This window comes from Paenibacillus sp. (genome assembly GCF_031177825.1).
GTDB lineage: Bacteria > Bacillota > Bacilli > Paenibacillales > YIM-B00363 > Paenibacillus_AE.
This window is the reverse complement of record NZ_JAPSKE010000017.1, coordinates 109,161-128,867: the sequence shown is the minus strand read 5'-3', so window position 1 is coordinate 128,867 and position 19,707 is coordinate 109,161. Positions and strand designations below refer to the sequence as shown.

General features: G+C 66.1%; 13 protein-coding genes. 11 read left to right on the top strand and 2 right to left on the bottom strand.

All coding sequences use genetic code 11. The features are described from left to right. The 4 genes from RIN49_RS18980 to RIN49_RS18965 form a co-directional block, all read left to right on the top strand. On the top strand, positions 1–1,524 hold a 1,524-nt coding region (locus RIN49_RS18980), incomplete at its 5' end, for an MDR family MFS transporter (protein ID WP_309121727.1). Positions 1,525–1,928: 404 nt separating this feature from the next. Further along, positions 1,929–10,169 carry a GH36-type glycosyl hydrolase domain-containing protein gene (locus RIN49_RS18975; RefSeq protein WP_309121726.1) on the top strand — a complete coding sequence of 2,747 codons (8,241 nt, stop codon included), beginning with the start codon at positions 1,929–1,931 and terminating at the stop codon, positions 10,167–10,169. 123 nt (positions 10,170–10,292) lie between these two features. Further along, complete coding sequence (locus tag RIN49_RS18970) at positions 10,293–10,574, top strand: hypothetical protein (protein WP_309121725.1); 282 nt, start codon at positions 10,293–10,295, stop codon at positions 10,572–10,574. A 120-nt stretch (positions 10,575–10,694) separates the two neighbouring features. Then, positions 10,695–11,108 (top strand): zinc ribbon domain-containing protein, encoded by a 414-nt coding sequence (locus RIN49_RS18965; protein WP_309121724.1) that lies wholly within the window; start codon positions 10,695–10,697, stop codon positions 11,106–11,108. 169 nt (positions 11,109–11,277) lie between these two features. On the opposite strand, the gene RIN49_RS18960 is transcribed toward RIN49_RS18965, so the two are convergent. Then, complete coding sequence (locus RIN49_RS18960) at positions 11,278–11,469, bottom strand: hypothetical protein (RefSeq protein ID WP_309121723.1); 192 nt, start codon at positions 11,467–11,469, stop codon at positions 11,278–11,280. 373 nt (positions 11,470–11,842) lie between these two features. Here RIN49_RS18960 and RIN49_RS18955 point away from each other — a divergent pair, with 373 nt between their 5' ends. The 6 genes from RIN49_RS18955 (at position 11,843) to RIN49_RS18930 (ending at position 17,751) form a co-directional block, all read left to right on the top strand. Further along, positions 11,843–12,397, top strand: coding sequence for a hypothetical protein (locus RIN49_RS18955; RefSeq protein WP_309121722.1), 555 nt, complete (start codon positions 11,843–11,845; stop codon positions 12,395–12,397). Between the two features lie 96 nt (positions 12,398–12,493). Then, positions 12,494–14,596: a sensor histidine kinase gene (locus tag RIN49_RS18950; RefSeq protein WP_309121721.1), complete on the top strand. Its 2,103-nt coding sequence runs from the start codon at positions 12,494–12,496 to the stop codon at positions 14,594–14,596. After that, positions 14,556–15,254: a response regulator gene (locus RIN49_RS18945; protein ID WP_309121720.1), complete on the top strand. Its 699-nt coding sequence runs from the start codon at positions 14,556–14,558 to the stop codon at positions 15,252–15,254. Before RIN49_RS18950 ends, RIN49_RS18945 begins: the two co-directional genes overlap by 41 nt. Before the next feature lie 63 nt (positions 15,255–15,317). Beyond that, positions 15,318–16,742: a DUF4832 domain-containing protein gene (locus RIN49_RS18940; RefSeq protein ID WP_309121719.1), complete on the top strand. Its 1,425-nt coding sequence runs from the start codon at positions 15,318–15,320 to the stop codon at positions 16,740–16,742. 22 nt (positions 16,743–16,764) lie between these two features. Beyond that, complete coding sequence (locus RIN49_RS18935; protein ID WP_309121718.1) at positions 16,765–17,481, top strand: DUF554 domain-containing protein; 717 nt, start codon at positions 16,765–16,767, stop codon at positions 17,479–17,481. 54 nt (positions 17,482–17,535) lie between these two features. After that, complete coding sequence (locus RIN49_RS18930; RefSeq protein ID WP_309121717.1) at positions 17,536–17,751, top strand: hypothetical protein; 216 nt, start codon at positions 17,536–17,538, stop codon at positions 17,749–17,751. 50 nt (positions 17,752–17,801) lie between these two features. Here RIN49_RS18930 and RIN49_RS18925 read toward each other — a convergent pair whose 3' ends face one another. Continuing rightward, the gene (locus tag RIN49_RS18925) at positions 17,802–18,443 is read right to left on the bottom strand and encodes a hypothetical protein (protein WP_309121716.1); all 642 of its coding nucleotides are present in this window, start codon (positions 18,441–18,443) and stop codon (positions 17,802–17,804) included. A 120-nt stretch (positions 18,444–18,563) separates the two neighbouring features. On the opposite strand from RIN49_RS18925, the gene RIN49_RS18920 reads away from it, so the two are divergent. Continuing rightward, positions 18,564–19,511, top strand: a complete 948-nt coding sequence (locus RIN49_RS18920) for a helix-turn-helix transcriptional regulator (protein WP_309121715.1) — start codon at positions 18,564–18,566, stop codon at positions 19,509–19,511. Positions 19,512–19,707: the final 196 nt, after the last annotated feature.

Sequence of the window (19,707 nt, the reverse complement as noted above, 5' to 3'; positions counted from 1 at the left end):
ACGAAACTCAATTGGGTCGTCGCGGGGCTGCTGCTCGGCCTCTTCGTCGGCGCCCTGGATCAGACGATCGTCTCCACGGCGATGCCGACGATCATGACGGAGCTCGGCGGGTACGAATATTATGTTTGGGTATTCTCCGCCTACATGATCGCGACCGTCATCGCGACGCCGATCTTCGGCAAGCTGTCGGACATCTACGGACGGAAGCTGTTCTTCCAGCTCGGGCTCGTCGTCTTCCTGCTCGGCTCGGTGCTGTGCGGCGTCGCCGGCACGATGGAGCAGCTGATCGCCTACCGGGCGATCCAAGGCATCGGCGGCGGGGCGCTCATGCCGATCGCCTTCGCCGTCATCTTCGACGTCTTCCCGCCGGAGAAGCGCGGCAAGATGAACGGCTTGTTCGGCGCCGTGTTCGGGCTCTCGAGCGTGTTCGGCCCGTCGCTCGGCGCGTACATCACCGACTACATCGACTGGCGGTGGGTGTTCTACATCAACGTGCCGATCGGCATCGTCGCGCTGACGCTCATCCAGCTTGGGCTTCGCGAGAGCAAGGTCGCGAACCGCCAGCGCATCGACTGGTTCGGCGCGACGACGCTCGTCGCGGCCATCCTCGGCTTCATGTTCGCGATCGAGCTCGGCGGCGCGGAGACGTACGGCTGGGGCTCGCCGCAAATCATCGGCTTGTTCGCGTTGTTCATCGTCGCGTTCGTCCTGTTCTTCGTCGCGGAGCGGCGGGCGGCGGACCCGATCGTCGAGCTGAAGCTGTTCAAGAACCGCTTGTTCACGGCGAGCCAGGCGATCGGCTTCTTCTACGGCATCCTGATGGTGTCGGGGGCGACGTACATTCCGCTGTTCATCCAAGGCGTCTACGGCGAATCGGCGAGCGCGGCGGGCATGACGCTGACGCCGATGATGCTCGCGGTCGTCGCGAGCAGCATGGCCGGCGGGCCGCTCGTGAGCCGGATGTCGTACCGCAACATCATGTTGATCTCGACGATCCTCTTGGCCGTCTCGATGGTGCTGCTCGGCACGATGACGATCGACACGCCGCGGTGGGTCGTGACGATGTACATGGTGCTCGTGGGGCTCGGCATCGGGGTGAACTTCGTCGTGCTGAACCTCTCGGTGCTGCACGGGCTTCCGCCGCAGTACAAGGGGACGGCGATCTCGCTGATCACGTTCTTCCGGACGATCGGCTCGGCGCTCGGCGTGACGGTGCTCGGCGTCGTGCAGAAGGCGAGCTACAAGGCGCGGATCGAGGAGGCGTTCCCGGACGCGGCGGCCGCGGCGCAATTCGCGGATCCGCGGGCGCTCGTCGTGCCGGAGGCGCGGGCGGCGATTCCGCCGGAGGCGCTGACGAGCGCGACGACGGCGCTGGCCGGCTCGATCTCGTTCCTGTTCTGGATTTCGATCCTGATTCCGCTCGTCGGCTTGATCTTCGTGTTCATGCTCGGCAAGGCGCGGATGGAAATCCCGGCGAAGGGGCAGGGCGAGGAAGCGTCCGCCCCGGTGCCGGTCGGCCACTGAGGCAAGAAGGGCTCCGACACCGTGTCGGGGCTCTTCTTCGCGTTTCCGCAAAAAATAGAGAAAAAGAAAGTTCCCTATGTTCGAGTTCTTGCTTCCATAGGGGTGAATAGGGAACAGGAATGTTCGCTATTCCTCCGGAAGTCCCCCGTTTCGGGCGGAAAACGCGGGAATAGGGAACATCGTTGTTCCCTATTCCCCGCTTTCAAGGACTCGCGACGAAAATAAGGAACTTTCCTATTCCTTAACGCAGTCCAAGAGTCGAGAGAGAGACCGATTCGGCGTCGTTCTCGCTGTTTTCGCTACGCTTCGACGATTTTTTTCTCTCTGGATGTCATAAAAATCTTCCAAATGAGGAATGGTAATGAAGTTCACTATTTTACCATCATGCTCGTTTGGAGGTCTGCATGTTTTTGAATGACGAACAAATGAGGCAAGAATCGCATAAGCTCGCGCTACAACACGACCCCTTCATGAAGCGTACGTCGTCCGCACGGCTTTGGGGCAGTATCGAAGCCGACCTGGATCGCCTGCGCGATTTCGTCAAAGCATTGCATGAAGATCGCGGCACATGCACGCAGCCGGCCGAAGAGTGGCTGCTCGATCATGCGGAATTCATCGAGGCGGAGGCGTTTTCGATTAAAGAGGAGCGATCCTCCACGCTCATTCGGAAGCTGCCTTACAACGCCAAGAGCGGTCGATTGCGAGTAACGTCCATCTGCGACGATTATCTGGAACATACCGACGGGCAGTGGAACGAGGAATCGTTCGTCGCTTACGTCAATTCGTATCAAGAGGTTTCCGTGTTGACGATCGCGGAAGCCTGGTCGCTGCCGCTGTTTCTGAAGATCGAGGTTATCCGCCGGCTGGCGGCGCTGATGGAGACGGTGCGCGAGCGGAGACAGATTTGCAAGCTGGTCGAACGGGTGCTCGGCGGCATCAAGCCGTCGGAGCTGACGGCGGAGCGGCTGAAGCAGGCGCTCGAAGACGCGGGCCAGCAGATGCCGCTCTCCGGCGCGATGACGGTGCATCTCGTGCAGCATCTGCGTGAGCATGCCGAGGATATGGCGAATGTGGGCGAATGGCTCGTGTGCAAGTTGGAAAACGGGCCCGACAGCCTAGACTCCATCCTTTCCTACGAGTTTCAGCTGCAGGCGGCGTATCAGGTGACCACCGGCAATCTGATGGGCAGCCTGCGGAAGCTGTCGCGCCTGCGGGGCAGCGACTTGTTCGAGCGGCTTTGCCTCGTGGACCATACGCTGCGCGAGGAGCGGGCGGGGGACTACCCTCGCCTCGACGAAGCGAGCCGGGATACGCTGCGGCGCCGCGTCGAGAAGCTCGCCCGCCGGATGCGGGTGCCGGAAAACCTCGTCGCCTCGCAGGCGGTTCAGCTCGCGAACGCCGCGTACGAGGAGGAAGCGCCGACGGCCGCGACGGGCGCGCGCGCCCGACGGACGAACGCCGCTTTTTATTTGCTGGAGGCGGACGGTGTCGCGGAGCTGCGCGAAGCGCTCAAGGCTTGCGGCAAGACGGGCGCGCTGCCGGAGAACCGGCTGCAACGGCGTCCGACGCGCACGTACTTCCAACTGCTGGGCGCCTGCTTCGCGGCTGTGATGCTCGTCTTCGCGGCCTGGGTCGGACTATTCGGCGGGGGCGGCCGCTGGACGGCAATCGGCTGGATCGCCGCGCTGGCCGCGCTGGCGCTGCCGGCAAGCGAATGGGCGGTCGCCGCGGCGCACTGGGTGATCGAGCGCGCGAAGCGCCCGATCCGCCTGCTGCGCTACGACTTCTCGCGAGGCGTGCCCGCGGATGCGACGACGATGGTGGTCATCCCGGTCATCTGGTCGTCGATCGAGGAAGTGCGGTCGATCGCCGACCGGCTGGAGATGCATTATTTGGCGAACCGCGATCCGAACATCCGCTTCGCGATTTTGAGCGATTTCAAGGACGCCGACGCGGAGGAGACGCCGACGGATCGTCTTGTCATTCAGGCGGCGAAAGCGGAGATCGAACGATTGAACGCGTCGTACCCGGAGACGACGTTCCACCTGTTTCACCGCCGCCGCGTCCGGAACGACGTCGAACGGACGTGGATGGGCTGGGAGCGGAAGCGCGGCAAGCTGGTCGAATTCGTCGAGCTGCTGAAGGGACGCCGCGACACGACGTACGCGACGGTCGAGGGCGATGCCTCCGTATTGGACCGCATCAAATACGTCATCACGCTGGACGCGGACACGCAGCTGCCGCTCGAGAGCGCGAAGCGGATGATCGGGGCGATGCACCTGCCCTACAACCGCCCGCGCCTCAACCGGGCGGGCACGCGCGTGATCGAAGGGTACGGGGTGCTGCAGCCGCGCATCGGCATGAGCCACGAGAGCGTGCAGCGATCCCGCCTGGCGGCGCTGTGGTCCGGCGAGCCGGGCATCGATCCGTACGCCTTCGCCGTATCCGATCCGTATCAGGACGCGATGGGGCAAGGCATCTTCACGGGCAAGGGCATCTTCGATCTCGACGCGTTCCACGCCGTGCTATGCGACCGCATTCCGGAAAATCGGGTGCTCAGCCACGACCTGCTCGAAGGCGGCTTCCTGCGCGCCGGCCTGCTGTCGGACATCGAACTGATCGACGATCACCCGGCGACGTTCCGCGCGCATCAGAAGCGGCAGCATCGCTGGGTGCGCGGCGACTGGCAGCTGCTGCCGTGGCTCCGGGCCAAGGGTCCGGACCGGCATGGCGCCCCGGCGCCGATCGATCTATCGGCGTTGACCCGCTGGCAGATCGTCGATAACCTGCGGCGCAGCCTCGTCTCGCCGGCGCTGATGGCGGTCCTGCTGCTGGCGCCCGCGCTGCCCGGACCGGCGATCCGCTGGTACGCGGTCGTCTTCGCGACGCTGCTGCTGCCCGTGGCGCGGCAGCTGCTCGCCCCGGTCGCGCTCGTCCGGAAGCCCCGCGGCCTCGCGGTATCGCTCGGCCATGCGGCGGTCGCGCTGCTGACGCTGCCGTTCCAGGCGGCGCTCATGGCGGACGCGATCGCGCGCACGCTGCACCGGCTGTATGTGTCGAAGCGGCGCCTGCTCGAGTGGGTCAGCCAAGCCGAGGTCGAGCGCAGCAGCGGCGCGAAGGGGGCGCCGGCGCTCGTCGGCTTCGCCGGCGGCGCCGCGCTCGCGCTGCTCGTCGCGGCGTCGGCGCTGACGACGCTCGGCGGCGTCGAAGTCGCGAATGGCGCCGTCGCGGCGATCGGCGTCCTGCTGGCCGCGATCTGGCTGGCGGCGCCGCTCGCCGTGCGCTGGCTCGACCGGCCGGCGAAGCGGGAGACGGAATCCTTTTCCCAAGAGGAAGAGGCCGAGCTGCGCGCGTTATCGCAGGACATCTGGACGTTCTACGAAGACTTCGTGACGGCGGAGGACAATTACCTGCCGCCGGACAACGTGCAGATCGAGCCGGCCAACGGCGTCGCGCATCGCACGTCTCCGACGAATATCGGGCTGTATATGACATGCGCGGTCGCGGCGCGCGACTTCGGCTTCATCGATACCGAAGGGCTCGTGGAGCGGCTGGAACGAACGGTAGACACGATCGAACGGATGGAGAAGTGGGAGGGCCACCTCTACAACTGGTACGATACGACGACGCTCGCGCCGCTGCACCCGGTGTACGTATCTACGGTCGACTCCGGCAACTTCGTCGCGTGCTTGATGGCGGTCCGCCAAGGGCTGGTCGAATGGCTGCAGACGGAAATCGCCGGGGGCGGCGAGGGTCCGTCCGAGACCGGCACGCGGGGCCGAGGACAGGACGAGTTCCAGGTGGCGTTCGCCGAAGAGCTCGCGCCGCGCGCGCGAGGGCGGCATCCGCGGACCGGGGTGGCGGAGCGGGGCGGCCGGCTCGCGGCGCGTCTCGACGCGCTCGTGCACAAGACGAACTTCCGCCCGCTGTTCGATCCGAAGTCGAATTTGTTTTCGCTCGGCTACCACGTCACGCGGCAGGAGCGGGATACGGTGTTATACGACCTGATGGCGTCGGAAGCGAGGCAGGCGAGCTTCGTCGCGATCGCGCTCGGCCAAGTGTCCGTCTCGCACTGGAACGCGCTCGGGCGGACGATGACGAAGGCGGGCGGCCGGCCGGTGCTGCTGTCGTGGTCCGGCACGATGTTCGAATATTTGATGCCGTGGCTGCTCATGCGCACGTACCGGAACACGGTGTGGGACAACACGTACCGCGCCGTCGTCGACCGGCAGATCGAATACGCGAAGCAACGGGACGTGCCGTTTGGCATCTCCGAATCGGGTTTCTTCGCCTACGATCACCAGCTGAACTATCAGTACCGCGCGTTCGGCGTGCCCGGGCTCGGCTTCAAGCGCGGGCTCGAGGAAGATTTGGTGCTCGCGCCGTACGCCACGATCATGGCGCTGCCTTGGGCGAAGCGAGAGGGGATGCGGTCGCTGCAGCGGATGGCGTCGCTCGGCGCCCGCGGCAAGTACGGATATTACGAGGCGATGGACTTCACGCCGGAGCGCATGCCGGAGGGCAAGAAGCACATGGTCGTGCAGAGCTTCATGGCGCATCACCAGGGGATGGCGTTCCTGACGTTGTCCAACCTTCTTCTGCAAAGGACTATGATCGATCGCTTCCACCGCGACAAGGAAGTGCGAGCCGCCGAGCTGCTGCTTCAGGAGCGGCTGCCGGCGAAGCCGGCGCTCATCAAGCACCCGGCGCTGCGCCGGGTGCACGAGCCGCACGAGCGGATGGCGCCCGATCCGGCGGAGGTGCGGGAGTTTACGACCGCGCAGACGCGGGTGCCGGAAGCGGCCGTGCTGTCGAACGGCAAGTACTCGGTCGTCGTGACGAACGGCGGCGGGGGCTTCAGCCGCTTCGAGGGCGTCGCGGTCACCCGCTGGCGGGAAGACCCGGTGCGCGACCCTTGGGGCAGCTACGTCTACATTCGCGACGTCGAAGCGGATCGGCTGTGGTCGGCGGGCTATCAGCCGTGCCGAACGGCGCCCGACGAGATGCTGATCTCCTTCGAGCTGGAGCGCGCGACGTTCTCGCGGAGAGACGGCGCCGTCCGCACGACGCTGGAGGTGTGCGTGTCCCCGGAGGTGAACGCGGAGGTGCGCCGGCTGACGCTCACGAACCACGCCGACGCGCCGAAGGTGCTTGAGGTGACGACGTTCGCGGAGCTGTCGCTCGCCTCGCCGATCGCGGACGACGCGCATCCGGCGTTCAGCAAGCTGTTCGTGCGTACGGCGTTCGACGAAGACGCCTCTTGCCTCGTCGCCGGCCGGCGTCCGCGCGAAGCGAAGGATAAGACGCTGTGGGCGGCGCATACGCTCGCGGCGGAAGGGCCGACGCTCGGACCGGCCGAATACGAGACCGACCGGGCCGCGTTCGTCGGCCGCGGCAGCGGCTTGGCGGAGCCGCAATCGATTCGGCGGCGGCTCGGCGGGAAGGCGGGCTCGGTGGCCGACCCGGCGTTCGTCATGCGGCGGCGCGTGCGCGTCGATGCGGGGAAGTCGGTGCAGCTGTTCGCCGTCACCGCGGTCGCGGACACGAGAGACGCCGCGACCGGCGTCGTCATGCGGCTCGCGAACGCGGTCGAGGCGGAGCGCGCGTTCCAGATGGCATGGAACCGGACCCGCATCGAGCTGCGCAACTTGAATCTGTCGCATAAGGAAGCCGTGGGCTTCCAGAAGTTCGCCGGCCAAGTGCTGTACACGCCGCCGCTGCGCGGCGAGCGGGAAGCGTACATCGCGCGGAACGCGAAGGGGCAGTCGGGGCTGTGGGCGTACGGCGTCTCCGGCGACCGCCCGGTCGTCCTGACGACGATCGACAACCGGAGCCACTTGCCTTTCGTAATGAAGCTGCTGACGGGGCACGAGTATTTGCGTCGGCTCGGCCTGTCGTTCGACCTCGTGCTGCTGAACGAATCCGACGGCGGGTATTACAAGGACTTGCAGGACGCGCTGCAGCGCGCCGTCGAGCACGGCGTCGACCGGTTCGGCGCCGGCGCGGCCGGCATTCACGTCATCCCGGCGAACTCGATTCCCGAGGAGGACCGCACGCTGTTGTTTTCCGTCGCGCGCGTCAGCCTTAAGGCGGGCGGACCGAGTCTCGCGGCGCAGCTGCGACTGCCGCGGCGGGACGAGCGCGGCGCCTGGCCGCCGAAGCTGGAGCCGGTCGCAATGTCGGAGGAGCGCTCCGCCGGGGCGCCGATCGACGCGCAAGAAGCGGAATGGCAGTTCGCCAACGGCTGGGGCGGCTTCTCGGCCGACGGGAAGTCGTACCGGCTGCTGCTGAAGAACGGCAATCCCTTGCCGGCGCCATGGATCAACGTCGTCGCGAACCCGACCTTCGGCTTTCTCGTTTCCGAGCTCGGCACGGGCTACACGTGGTGGCGGAACAGCCGGGAGTGCAAGCTGACGCCGTGGTCGAACGATCCGGTGCTCGACCCGCCGACGGAGCTCGGGTATCTCCGGGACGAGGAGAGCGGGGACAGCTGGACCGTCGCCCCGGCCGGCGCCGTAGGGGAACCGTACGCCGTCGAGCACGGCCGCGGGTATACGCGGTTCGAGCACGCGCGTCGCGGGCTGCGCCACGAGCTGACTCTGTTCGTGCCGCTCGAAGACCCGGTGAAGATCATGAGGCTTCGCGTCCGCAACGACGGCGCCGCGCCGCGCCGCTTGTCGCTGACGTATTACGCCGAGTGGGTGCTCGGCGTGCAGCGGCCGGCGAACGCGTCGTACGTCGCGACGGCTTGGAACGCGGAGGCGCGCATCTTGACGGCGCGGAATACGTATCAAGAGACGTTCCGCGAGGCAACGGGGTTCCTTGGCATTTTCGGGGAACGCGACGACGCTTCGGAGCTCTCCTGGACGGGAGATCAACTCGAATTTATCGGGCGCAACCGGGATGCGGCGCGGCCGGCCGCCTTGGAACGCGAACGGCTGTCCGGCCGGACGGGCGTGCATTACGCCTCCTGCGGCGCCGTCCAGCGGACCTTCGCGTTGGCGCCGGGCGAGGAGCGGGAGTTGTACGTGCTTCTCGGCTGCGGGGCGTCGGAGATCGATGCCGCGAGCCTCGCCGCGAAGTACGCGGATGCCGCCGTCAGCGAACGGGCGTATGCCGAGATGCAGTCGTTCTGGGATCGGACGCTCGGCCAAACGCAAGTGTCTACGCCGTCTCCGGAAACCGACGTCATGATGAACGGCTGGCTGCTGTACCAGTCGCTGGCTTGCCGCATGTGGGCGCGGACCGCCTTCTACCAAGCGGGCGGCGCGTACGGCTTCCGCGATCAGCTGCAGGACTCGCTCGCGATGCTGCATACGATGCCGGAGCTGACGCGTCGCCAAGTGCTCATTCACGCGGCGCATCAATACGAAGAGGGCGACGTGCAGCACTGGTGGCACGAAGAGACGGAGCGGGGCATCCGGACGCTGTTTTCGGACGACCTGCTGTGGCTTCCGTACGTGACGTCCCGATACGTCGAGCATACGGGGGACGAGACGCTGTTCGAGGAGACGGCGCCGTACCTGACGAGCGACGCGCTGCGCGAAGGCGAGCACGAGCGCTACGAGGAGACGCGGCGGTCCGGCAACGTCGGCAGCGTGTACGATCACTGCGTGCGGGCGATCGACAAGGCGCTGTCGCGCATCGGCGAGCACGGACTGCCGCTCATCGGCGTCGGCGATTGGAACGACGGCATGAACCTCGTCGGCGACGAAGGCCGCGGCGAGAGCGTCTGGCTCGGCTGGTTTCTCTGCGACGTGCTGCGCCGCTTCGAGCCGATCGCCGCGGCGCGCGGCGAGCGCGACCGGGCCGCGGCGTATCGCGACGCTCGCGGCAAGTTCGCCGAGGCGCTGCACGCGCACGGCTGGGACGGGCAATGGTACCGCCGGGCGTTCACCGACGCCGGGACGTGGCTCGGCTCGATCGAGAACGCCGAGTGCCGCATCGACGCCATCGCGCAGTCGTGGGCGGTCATCTCCGGCGCCGCGCCGAAGGAGCGGGCGCTGCAGGCGATGGCGTCGTTCGACCGCGAGCTCGTCGATCGGGAGCTGTCCGTCGTGCGGCTGCTGACGCCGGCGTTCGACCGGACCGAGCCGAGCCCGGGATATATTCAAGGCTATCCGCCCGGTATCCGAGAGAACGGCGCCCAATATACGCACGGCGTCCTCTGGGGCATCATGGCGTGGGCGCAGCTCGGCCAAGGGGACAAGGCGTTCGAGCTGTTCCATATGCTCAACCCGATCAACCATACCCGCACCGAGCAGGAGGTGCGTCGATACGTCGGCGAGCCGTACGCCGTGGCGGCAGACGTCTACACCGCGGCCCCTCACGAGGGGCATGCCGGCTGGACGTGGTACACGGGCGCGGCCGGGTGGATGTATCAGGTCGGGCTGGAATGGATTTTGGGCTTGCGACGCAGAGCCGACCGGCTGTATATCGATCCGTGCCTGCCCTCCGATTGGCCGGGGTATTCGTCGACGTACCGGTTCGGCGGCACGCGGTACGCGATCACCGTCCGCCGTTCGGAAGGCTCGAGGGCGGCGCCCCGGCTCCGGATCGACGGCGCGGACGTCGAACGCGCGGACGCGGCGTACGTGGAGCTGCGGGACGACGGCGCGGCGCATGAGGTGGAAGTGACGATATAGCGGTGTATGTTGAAGAGCCCCCGACCGGCGACGGACGGGGGCTCTCTTCGCGTCTTGTCCGCACATGAGACAACTCCCTCCGATAATACACTGTAGTAAGCATGGTATGGAGGAGGAGCGACGTTGGCTGCGTGCGAACCATGGAAATACACGAACGTCTCGAGCGAGGTGTTCCGGACGCTTCGATCGTTGGCACAGAAGGAAGGATTCCATATCCCGAACACGCCTTCCGGCGAATTTTCGATCCGCAAGGGCGGGATGAGCCTCAATTTCCACTACTCTTGGAATCAGAATAACGGAGGGCTGACACTGACCTGTTTGAAAAAGCCGTCCTTGATCGGCTGCCCGATGGTCAAGGGGATCGCCGATCAAATTTTGCGGCAAAGCGGAGGGCGTCCCGCTTAAGCTGGCGGGCGGCCGGTTCGGCGCGTCCCGTCCGAGCCGCCTCCGACTCCGGACGGATTGACAACCGCCCGCGGCCCTTCCGATAATGGGGGAGAGGGTCGGGAGGAGGGAGATCGATCGATGGATCTGTTGAAGAAGTTGAAGTCCGGCGCGTCCAAGGCGGCCGACGTCGCGCAGCAGACGGTCGAAATGACGAAGCTCGCCGCGCAAATTACGGTGCGCAAGCGCGAGATCGAGAAATATATGACGCTGATCGGTCAAGAAGTCTACGAAGCTCGCGCGGCCGGCGACCCGTCGCTGGCGGAGGCTCGGGTCGAGGAGTGGTGCAGCGCCGTTAGCGGCCTGAAGCAGGATATCGCCACGCTCGAGCGCCAGATGCGGTACGTCCGCAACGAGAAGACGTGCTCCTGCGGCAAGGCGGTTCCGGGCGACGCGAACTATTGCCCGACCTGCGGGAGGCCGCAGGACCTCGACGCCGCCCAGGAGGTCATCAACATCGACGCGACCGGCGTCGCCGACAATCGCGAAGCGTAAGCGTTGCAGCCCAGCCGCCCGGCCTCCATGCCGGGCGGCTGGCTTTTTATCGCCGTGCCCGGCGGTGACGGTTACCGCTCCAGCGGCAAACCTAACCCTAGGCGCCGCAACAGAAAATAGCCTGCAGCCCCCGTTCCGTACGAACGTGCGTCTACAGGCTATGTTTCAATCACCATTTGTAATATTTCTCCCAGATTTTCTTCGAATCCGTGTGGCCGTCGTCGTTCCCCCAGCAATCTTCCCACCAGTCGTCCCGCCAGTCGTCCTTGCCGCCCCCGTGGTCCCACCAGTCGTCATCCTTGCCGCCGCCGCGGTCCCCCCAGTCGTCGTTCTTGCCGCCGGAGCCATGGTCCTTCTTCAAGTGGGAAAAGAGGTCGCCGAGAAACGAACCGAAGGTAAGAACCTTGCCCGAAAGCATGGGCATGGAGTCGGTAGAAGCAAGCGCGGCCGAAGGGGATAGAAGACAACTGAGCAATGCAATGAGACAGATCGTTTTTTTGACTACGCTCAAAATCACGCACCTCTCGTTCGTTATTAACAACAAATTTGTTCATTATTAAGAATAGTATGTTCTCAATAAGAAGTAAATGATTTGTTTCCGATAAATTTCCCTGAACATCCGCAAGCAGGTTCCCGGCCGACGGGACGCCGTCCCCATGACGGCGGGACGCGGCGGTTGCTATGCTGAGAAAGGTTCCGAAGCAGCGGAACGGAAGAGAGGAGTGATATTCGGGATGAATACGGAACAAGTGACGAAGGCGCTAGGGCTGATCGCACTGCTCGGCGGCGCGGCTAGAATCGGAATGGCGCCTAGCGCGGCGATTTGGGGCGTGGACAGCGGACCGGAGCTCGCGTTCGGGCTCGTCGCCTGCCTGCTTATGGGGATCGGCATTTTCGGCGTACATCTGCACCAGTCGCACCGTGCCGGCATCCTCGGCTTCGTCTCGGTCGTGCTGATCTCGATCAGCAGCACGTTGACGGCCGCGCTCGTCTGGACGACGATGCTCGGGGCGACGGAGGCGAACGGCGCGAACGTCGGCGCGATGCAAGCCGTCAATTCGCTGACGGCGCTTATCGGGATGATCGGCTTCGCCGTGGCGACGGCGCGGGCGCGCGTGTACCCGATCTGGACCCTCGCGCTTTACCTGGCGTTCCCGGTGTTGTCGTTCGTCCCGGTCGTCACGGATTGGTCGACGGTGCTATGGGGACTCAGCTACGTCGGGCTCGGGTATTACGCGTTCGCCGGGAAGACGAAGAAGCAAGCGGGGCACTTCCAAGCCGCGGCATGAGAAAATAGCGGGGGATCGCGTCCGAACCGGATACGATCCCTCGTTTTCTTGATATAATGGGTCGCAAAAGGTCTGCGAGAACGGCGGGGGCTGCACATGCAAAGATGGTTGTTGTTCGGGCTTCGCTTCGCGTGGTGGGTCGTCCTCGGCATGGCGCTCGTCGTCTTCGTCTTGTCGCGCTGGGAAGGGTATTCCGCGCTTCAGGCGCCGTGCGGGCCGGCGGAGGCGGAGCGCTGCGCGCATCCGCTCCTGCTGACGCAGGACGGGGCGCGCGACCTGGAGCGGTACGGATTGTCCGCTCCGTTCTACGGCGGGCTGCTCACGGCGTTCACGACGATCGCGAACATGTCGTATTTGCTGGTCGGCGCGGTCGTCTACCGGTACCGCCGTCGAGATCCGTACGGGATCGCCGTGTCGATGTTTCTGATCGTGGTCGGCACGATCTTCACCGCGTACGAACCGGCGCTGGCGTCGATGCCGGCGGCGCTGCTCTTCTTCCATATGCTCAATAACGTCGGGTCGTTTTACTTGCCCTTCCTCTACGCCTTCCCGGACGGGACGTTCGCGCCGCGGTGGACGCTCGCGCCGAGCGCCGTCTGGGTCGCCGCGCAGGCATATCGGTTCTTGGACCCGGAGACGTGGTCGCGGCTGAATTGGGATCCCGTCTTCATGACGCTGCTCGTGACGGCGACCCATGGACCGCTGCTCTACGCGGTCGCCCGCCGATCCAAGCGCGCCGCGACGGCGGGGGAGCGCCGCCGGTGGACGTGGTTTCTAGCCGGCGTCGGCAGCTACGTCGGGTTCGGCCTGCTGACGGCGCTGCCGTACGTGCTGCAGGACGGGTTGCTGCAGTTGGTCGTGCAGGTCGGCTTCTTCGCCGGGCTGCTGTTCTGGCCGTTCGCGTTCGGGGCCGGAGCGCTTGAGCGCTCCGGCGAGCAGGAGCATGCGTCGCTGCAGAAGGCGGTGTTCGTGACGGTGCTCGGCTTCGTCGTCGTGCTGCTGTACGCCGTCGCCGTCGGCGCGGTCGGCGCGCTGCTGCGGGAGCGGGACCCGCTCGCGTCGATGATCGCCACGGGCGTGGTCGCGGTGTCGTTCCATCCGCTCTATACGCGGCTGCGTCGCGGCGCGAACCGGCTCGTCTACGGCGAGCCGGAGAGTCCGTACGAGACGATGAGCCGGCTTGTGGAGCGGCTGGAGGGAGCGGCGGCGCGCCCGTCCGCGATGTGGGCCGCCGTCGCGGAAGGCGTCGCGGCGTCGCTCCGGCTGCCGTACGCGGCGATCGCCCTCCGGCGACCGACCGGAGAAGAGTACGAGCGGGCGGAATACGGCAGCCGCGGCCGCGAAGGGCTGCGGATCGAGGAGCTCCCGCTGACGTGGAACGGGGATTCGCTCGGCGCGCTGGAGCTCGGAACGACCGGGCCGCGGCCGCGGATGACGCCGGAAACCGAATCGCTGCTTCGCCACCTCGGGCGGCAGGTGAGCGCGGCCGCCCATACGGTCCGGTTGGCGGAAGAGGTGGCCGCGTCGCGGGAGCGGATCGTGACCGCGCGGGAGGAGGAGCGCCGCCGGCTCGGGCGGGATTTGCACGACGGGCTCGGCGCGGAGCTCGCCGGCGCGCTGCTGCGCATCGACGCGATCGCCGACCGGTTCGAAGGGGATCCCGAGCTGCGGGATCGATTCGCGGACGCGCAGCGGGGCATCGCGGACGCGATCCGCGAAGTGCGCCGGCTCGCGTATTCGCTGCGGCCGCCGACGCTCGACGAATTCGGACTGGCGTTCGCGGTGCGGGAGCTGGCGCTGCGCTGCGAGCAGCCGTCGCTCCGCGTCGAAGTCGAGGCGCCGGAACGGCTGCCGCCGATGACGGCGGCCGCGGAGACGGCGGCGTACCGCATCGTGCAGGAGGCGCTCGCGAACGCGCTTCGCCACGCCGGCGCCGACCGCGTGACGATCGCGCTGCGGTGGCGGGACGGCCTCGAGGCGACGGTCGAGGACGACGGGCGCGGCCTCGGCCCCGCGCCGCGCGCCGCGGGGGTCGGCATCCGTTCGATGCGGGAGCGCGCGGAGGAGCTGGGCGGCGCGTTCGAGCTGACGGCGGGACGCGGGGGCAGGGGGACGCGGGTGCGCGTCGTACTGCCCGATCGGAAGGAGAGATACGGCGATGACGAAGACGGAGAACGGCGAGATCGACCAGGGGAATGACAAGATCGCGATCCTGCTGGCAGACGACCATCCGATATATCTGGAAGGATTGGCGATGATCGTAGGCGGGGTGCCCGACTTCGACATCGTCGGCGCGGCGAAGTCCGGCCGGGAGGCGGTCGAGCTCGCGGAGGCGCTGCAGCCGGACGTCGTCCTGATGGACGTGCATATGCCGGACGGGAACGGGATCGACTCGACGCGGGACATCGTGAAGGCGAGCCCGCATATTGCGGTGCTTATGCTGACGATGCTGGAAGACGATGCGACCGTCTTCTCCGCGATGCGCGCGGGCGCCCGCGGATACTTGCTTAAGGGGGCTCGGGGGCGGGAGATCGTCCGGGCGATCTATGCCGCGGCGGACGGCGAATCGATCTTCGGCGCGGCGCTGGCGAGCCGGATGATGTATTATTTCGAGTCGTTCCGTCCGCCCGAGGCGGAGTCCGATGCGTTCCCGCAGCTGACGGCCCGCGAGAAGGAGGTTCTCGCTCTCGTCGCGCAAGGCCGCGGCAACGCCGAGATCGGAGGTCTGCTCGGCCTCGCGCCGAAGACGGTGCGCAATCACGTCTCCAACGTCTTGAACAAGCTGCAGGTGGCCGACCGGTCGCGGGCGATCGTCGTCGCGCGCGAGTCGGGCCTCGGCGGCGCGGGCCGAACGTAGAGCGGCGAAGCCGGCGGGATGATATAATAGCGGAACTTAGCATCCGAAAGGGGAACGCCAGCCGTGCGCGGCTTCTTGACGCTGTCTTGGATCATAATTCTATTGATGACGATGGCCGGACCCGCGGGCGCGCCGTCTCCTCGGACGACGACGCCCGAGGCGGACGACGTCTATATCGTACGGGTCGCGCCGCGCGCGACCGACGCCGTATTGAACAATCCGTTCATGGGGCTCGTGCCCGGAGCGGCGTACGACGACTTCCCGGTGCCGCATAGCATGGTGTACAAGGTGCTTACGTGGCGCGAGTTGGAGCCGGAGAAGGGGGCGTTCGCCTTCGAGGCGATCGAGCGAGAGTACGGCATGGACGCCTACGCGGCGCGGGGGATCCGGTTCGTGCTGCGCGTCGTGCTCGATTACGGCACGGACGAACGGCATATGGACATTCCGGATTGGCTCTACGACGAGATCGACGGGGACGGGATCTGGTACGACGAAGACGTAGGGAAGGGCTTCAGTCCGAACTATGCGAACGCGACGCTGCAACGATATCACGCACGGCTCATTCAGGCGCTTGGGGACCGGTACGACGCCGATCCCAGAGTCGCTTTCATCGCCTTGGGCAGCCTCGGCCATTGGGGCGAGTGGCATACCTACAGCGACGACGCGGTGCGCATCCCGTTCCCGCCGATGGCGGAATCGGACAAGTACGTCACGCATTATCTCGAGGCGTTCCCGACCAAGAAGCTGCTGATGCGCAGACCTTATCCGATCGCCGAGCGGAACGGCATCGGCTTGTACAACGACGTGTTCGGAGGCGTCCGGCAGACGTACGATTTCATCGACTGGTTCGAAAACGGCTACGCCTCCGCGCTTGCCGACGCCTTCATTCCCGCGACCCCGGACTTCTGGAAGCGAGGGCCGAGCGGCGGCGAATTCGGCAACGCCGGCATCGACGGCATGTACTTCGATCCGTCGCGCTTCGCGCAGACGCTCGACATGGCGCGGCGCAGCCATCTCAGCTGGGTCGGGCCGAGCACCGACATCGAGGAGCTGGACGAGGCGGAGCGCCGCAATCTGGATCGATTCCTCAATACGCTCGGATATCGGTTCGCGGTGCGCACGGCATCGTACCCGGTGGAGTGGCGGCCCGGCAAGGACGTCGCCGTCGGTCTCGAGGTGCGGAACCTCGGCGTCGCGCCGTTCTATTACGACTGGCCGCTCGAGCTGGCGCTCGTGGACGCCGAAGGCCGCGTCGTCTTTCGCGACGAGGCGGACGAAGCGGATATTCGCGACTGGATGCCGGGAGAGACCGTCTTCGAGGCGCGGCTGCGGCCGCCCGCTTCCTTGCCCGAGGGCGTCTATACGCTGACGATCGCGATCGTGGACCCGGCGACCGGCGCGCCCGGCGTCGCCTGGGCGATGGAAGGGCGCCGGCCGGACGGCCGATATGCGCTCGGTCCGGTGGCGGTCGCCGCGGCGGACGAGTAACGAGAGAGGATCGAACGAAACCATGGTGTTATTGGGAAGTATCGTGAACGCGGCGGCGATCGTCGTCGGCGGATTGATCGGCGCCCTGCTGCCGAATTTGAACGAGCGGGTGCAGAGGACGGTCGTGCAAGGCATGGCGATCGCACTATGCGTTCTAGGGATATCGATGGCGATGAAGACGACGCATTACGTCTGGATGGTCGTCAGCCTCGTGGCCGGCGGCGTCATCGGCGAATGGCTGCAAATCGAACGCCGCTTCGAGCAGGTCGGCGCCTGGCTGGAGCGACGCATGCCGTCGGGGGCCGGCGCGTCGCCGGTCGGGAAGGCGTTCGTCACGGCGTCGCTCGTTTATTGCATCGGGGCGATGGCGATTCTCGGATCGATCGACAGCGGCGTTCGGCTCAACCACGACGTCCTGTACGCGAAGTCGATCATGGACGGCTTTCTCTCGATCGTGTTCGCGTCGGCGCTCGGTTTCGGGGTGTTGTTTTCGGCGGTGCCCGTCCTGTTGTATCAAGGCGGCATCGCGCTCGCGGCGATGGCGTTCGCGGGCTGGTTCGCGCCGGATGCGATCGAAGCGGTCACCGCGGAGGTGTCGGCCGTCGGCGGCGTGCTGATCGTCGGCATCGGCATCAACCTGCTCGAGCTAACGAAGATCCGCGTCGCCAATCTGCTGCCGGCGGTCGTTCTCATGGGGGTCGCCATGGCGTTGCTGCGGACGCTCGGCGGAGGCGCATAAATCGGCCGTCCTCCATCCATATTAACGTTGGAAAATGCGGAAGGAGGCGGAAGCATGACCAAGCATTCGGAGGAAGCGGAAGCGGAGGTTACCCCTAAGTTTCTGCTAGAAAATTTATTGTCGGCGGTCGACGAACAATCGATCGAATCCGTCGCCTACGTGGCCCGAACGAAGGACGGTCTCATTACGTCCGGGTGGACGGACATGCTGTACACGGAGGCGATCGGCCTGTTCGAGGTCGGCAAGCTGCAAGCCGTGAAGGAAATGTAATTTGAACGTGAAGAAGGCCGTCTCCCGGATCCCTCGGGGACGGCCTTCCTTCATGACGATCGAACCTGCGTCGCGAAGAGAAGCTCTACGGTTTCGGCGTCGATCCGCTCCATGGCGGCGGCCGCTTCGGGGAGGCTCATGACGACGGGGCCGAGGCGGTCGACGGCCGGTTGGTCGGCGTATCGGATCACTTCCGCCCATGTGCCGCTCGACGCGTCCCGAAAGACGTCGCGCCCCAGGAAGCCGTCCATCGCGGACAACGCCGCGCCGAACGCGTCCAGCGTGCGCCGATAGTCGGCGTCTTCGATCCCCGGCTTCAAGCGGTACGCGATGACCTCGTACACCGGGGCGTCGCCGGCGCCGGCCGTCTTGCCGCAGACGGCGAGTTCGGGCAGGCGGGACAGGCGAAGCATCGTCGCGTCGACGAGCCGACTCGCGAGCGGCTGCAGCGCTTCGACATGGCCGAACGCGTCCATCGCGGCCTCAGCCGCGTCGGGGGACGCCCAGCGGACGAGATCGATCCATCGATCGGACGACGCCGAGTACAGCAGCTCCCGCCCTTCGAAGCCGGCGCAGCCCGCGAGGAAGTCGTCGGCCGCGCGCAGCGCCTTGCGGAAGTCGGCGTCCGGCAGGTCGGGGGCGGGTCGGCAGATGCATAGCTCCAGCGTGGAAAAACGTAGGGAGGTAGTCATTCGAACATCGAGCTCCTTTTTCGAAATAGATGTAGTGGATTCAGACCTAAGCGTAAGGCATAATAGTGCCAACAACTGGCATGATTCTCGGTCATCTATAAAAAAGAGGAGGTCCCCCGCATGCACAAGGCGCAACGGCTGATCCAGCTCATGATGCTGGTCAACGAGAAGCGGCGCTTCACCATTCGGGAGCTGGCGGACGAGCTCGGCGTTTCTCGCCGCACGATCGTCCGCGATCTCGGGGAGCTCGGGGAGCTTGGCGTACCGCTGTACTCGGAGGTCGGGGCGGCCGGCGGCTACCGCGTTCTGCACGATAAGATGCTGCCGCCGATTCATTTCACCGAACACGAGGCGGTGGCGATCTTCTTCGCGAGCCAAGCGCTGGAGCGATACTCGGCGCTGCCGTTCGAGCTCGAGACGTCGTCGGCGCTGCGGAAATTTTATGCGAAGCTGCCCGGCGACGTGCGCGCCAAGATCGACCGCCTGAAGCGCCGGCTAACCTTCTGGGTGCCGCCTCGGCGCGTCGAGGCCCCTCATCTGCGGACGCTGCTCGCCGCGGCGCTCGAGCGGGCGGAGGCGGATATCGAATACGACGGCTCGCCCGGCCGTTCGACGCGCCGCATCCGGCCGACGGGCGTCTATGCGATGAACGGGCTTTGGTACGTGCAGGCGTACTGCTATCGAAACGAGGCCGACCGCGTGTTCCGCGCCGATCGGGTGCTGTCCGCAACGATCGTCCCGGACGTCGCCGGAGCCGACGACGAACCCGAGGGGCCGTTCCTGCCTTGGGCGCCCCCGGCGGCGGAAGATCCTGCGGCGCTGCCGCTCGAGATCGAGCTGACGCGGGAGGGCGCGCGCCGCGCCGCCGCGGATCCGTGGCTGGCCGAGGGGCTCGCGGCGCGTCCCGACGGGACGGGCACGGTGCGGGCGACGATGCCCGCATCGTACGTGCCGTGGGCGACGGCGTTCTTCCTCGGCTTCGGGACGGACGTCCGCATCGTACAGCCGCCTGAGCTGCGGCGTGCGGTGACGCATATGGCGGACGAAGTGCGCCGCATGTACGAATGATATTCGTCGCATCAAAAACCGTGCTTGAACGAGAAGGAAGGGGACCGCCGCCGATGAAAAAGGGCCATGCGAAGGCGGTCGGGGACGCGCTCGACACGAACCGCGGCATGCCGTTCCTCGGCCGGGCGAAGGTCTGAAGAACATGATTCGGTCGATCTCCCTATATCGAAAATGACACCGTGTCATATCTGCATGA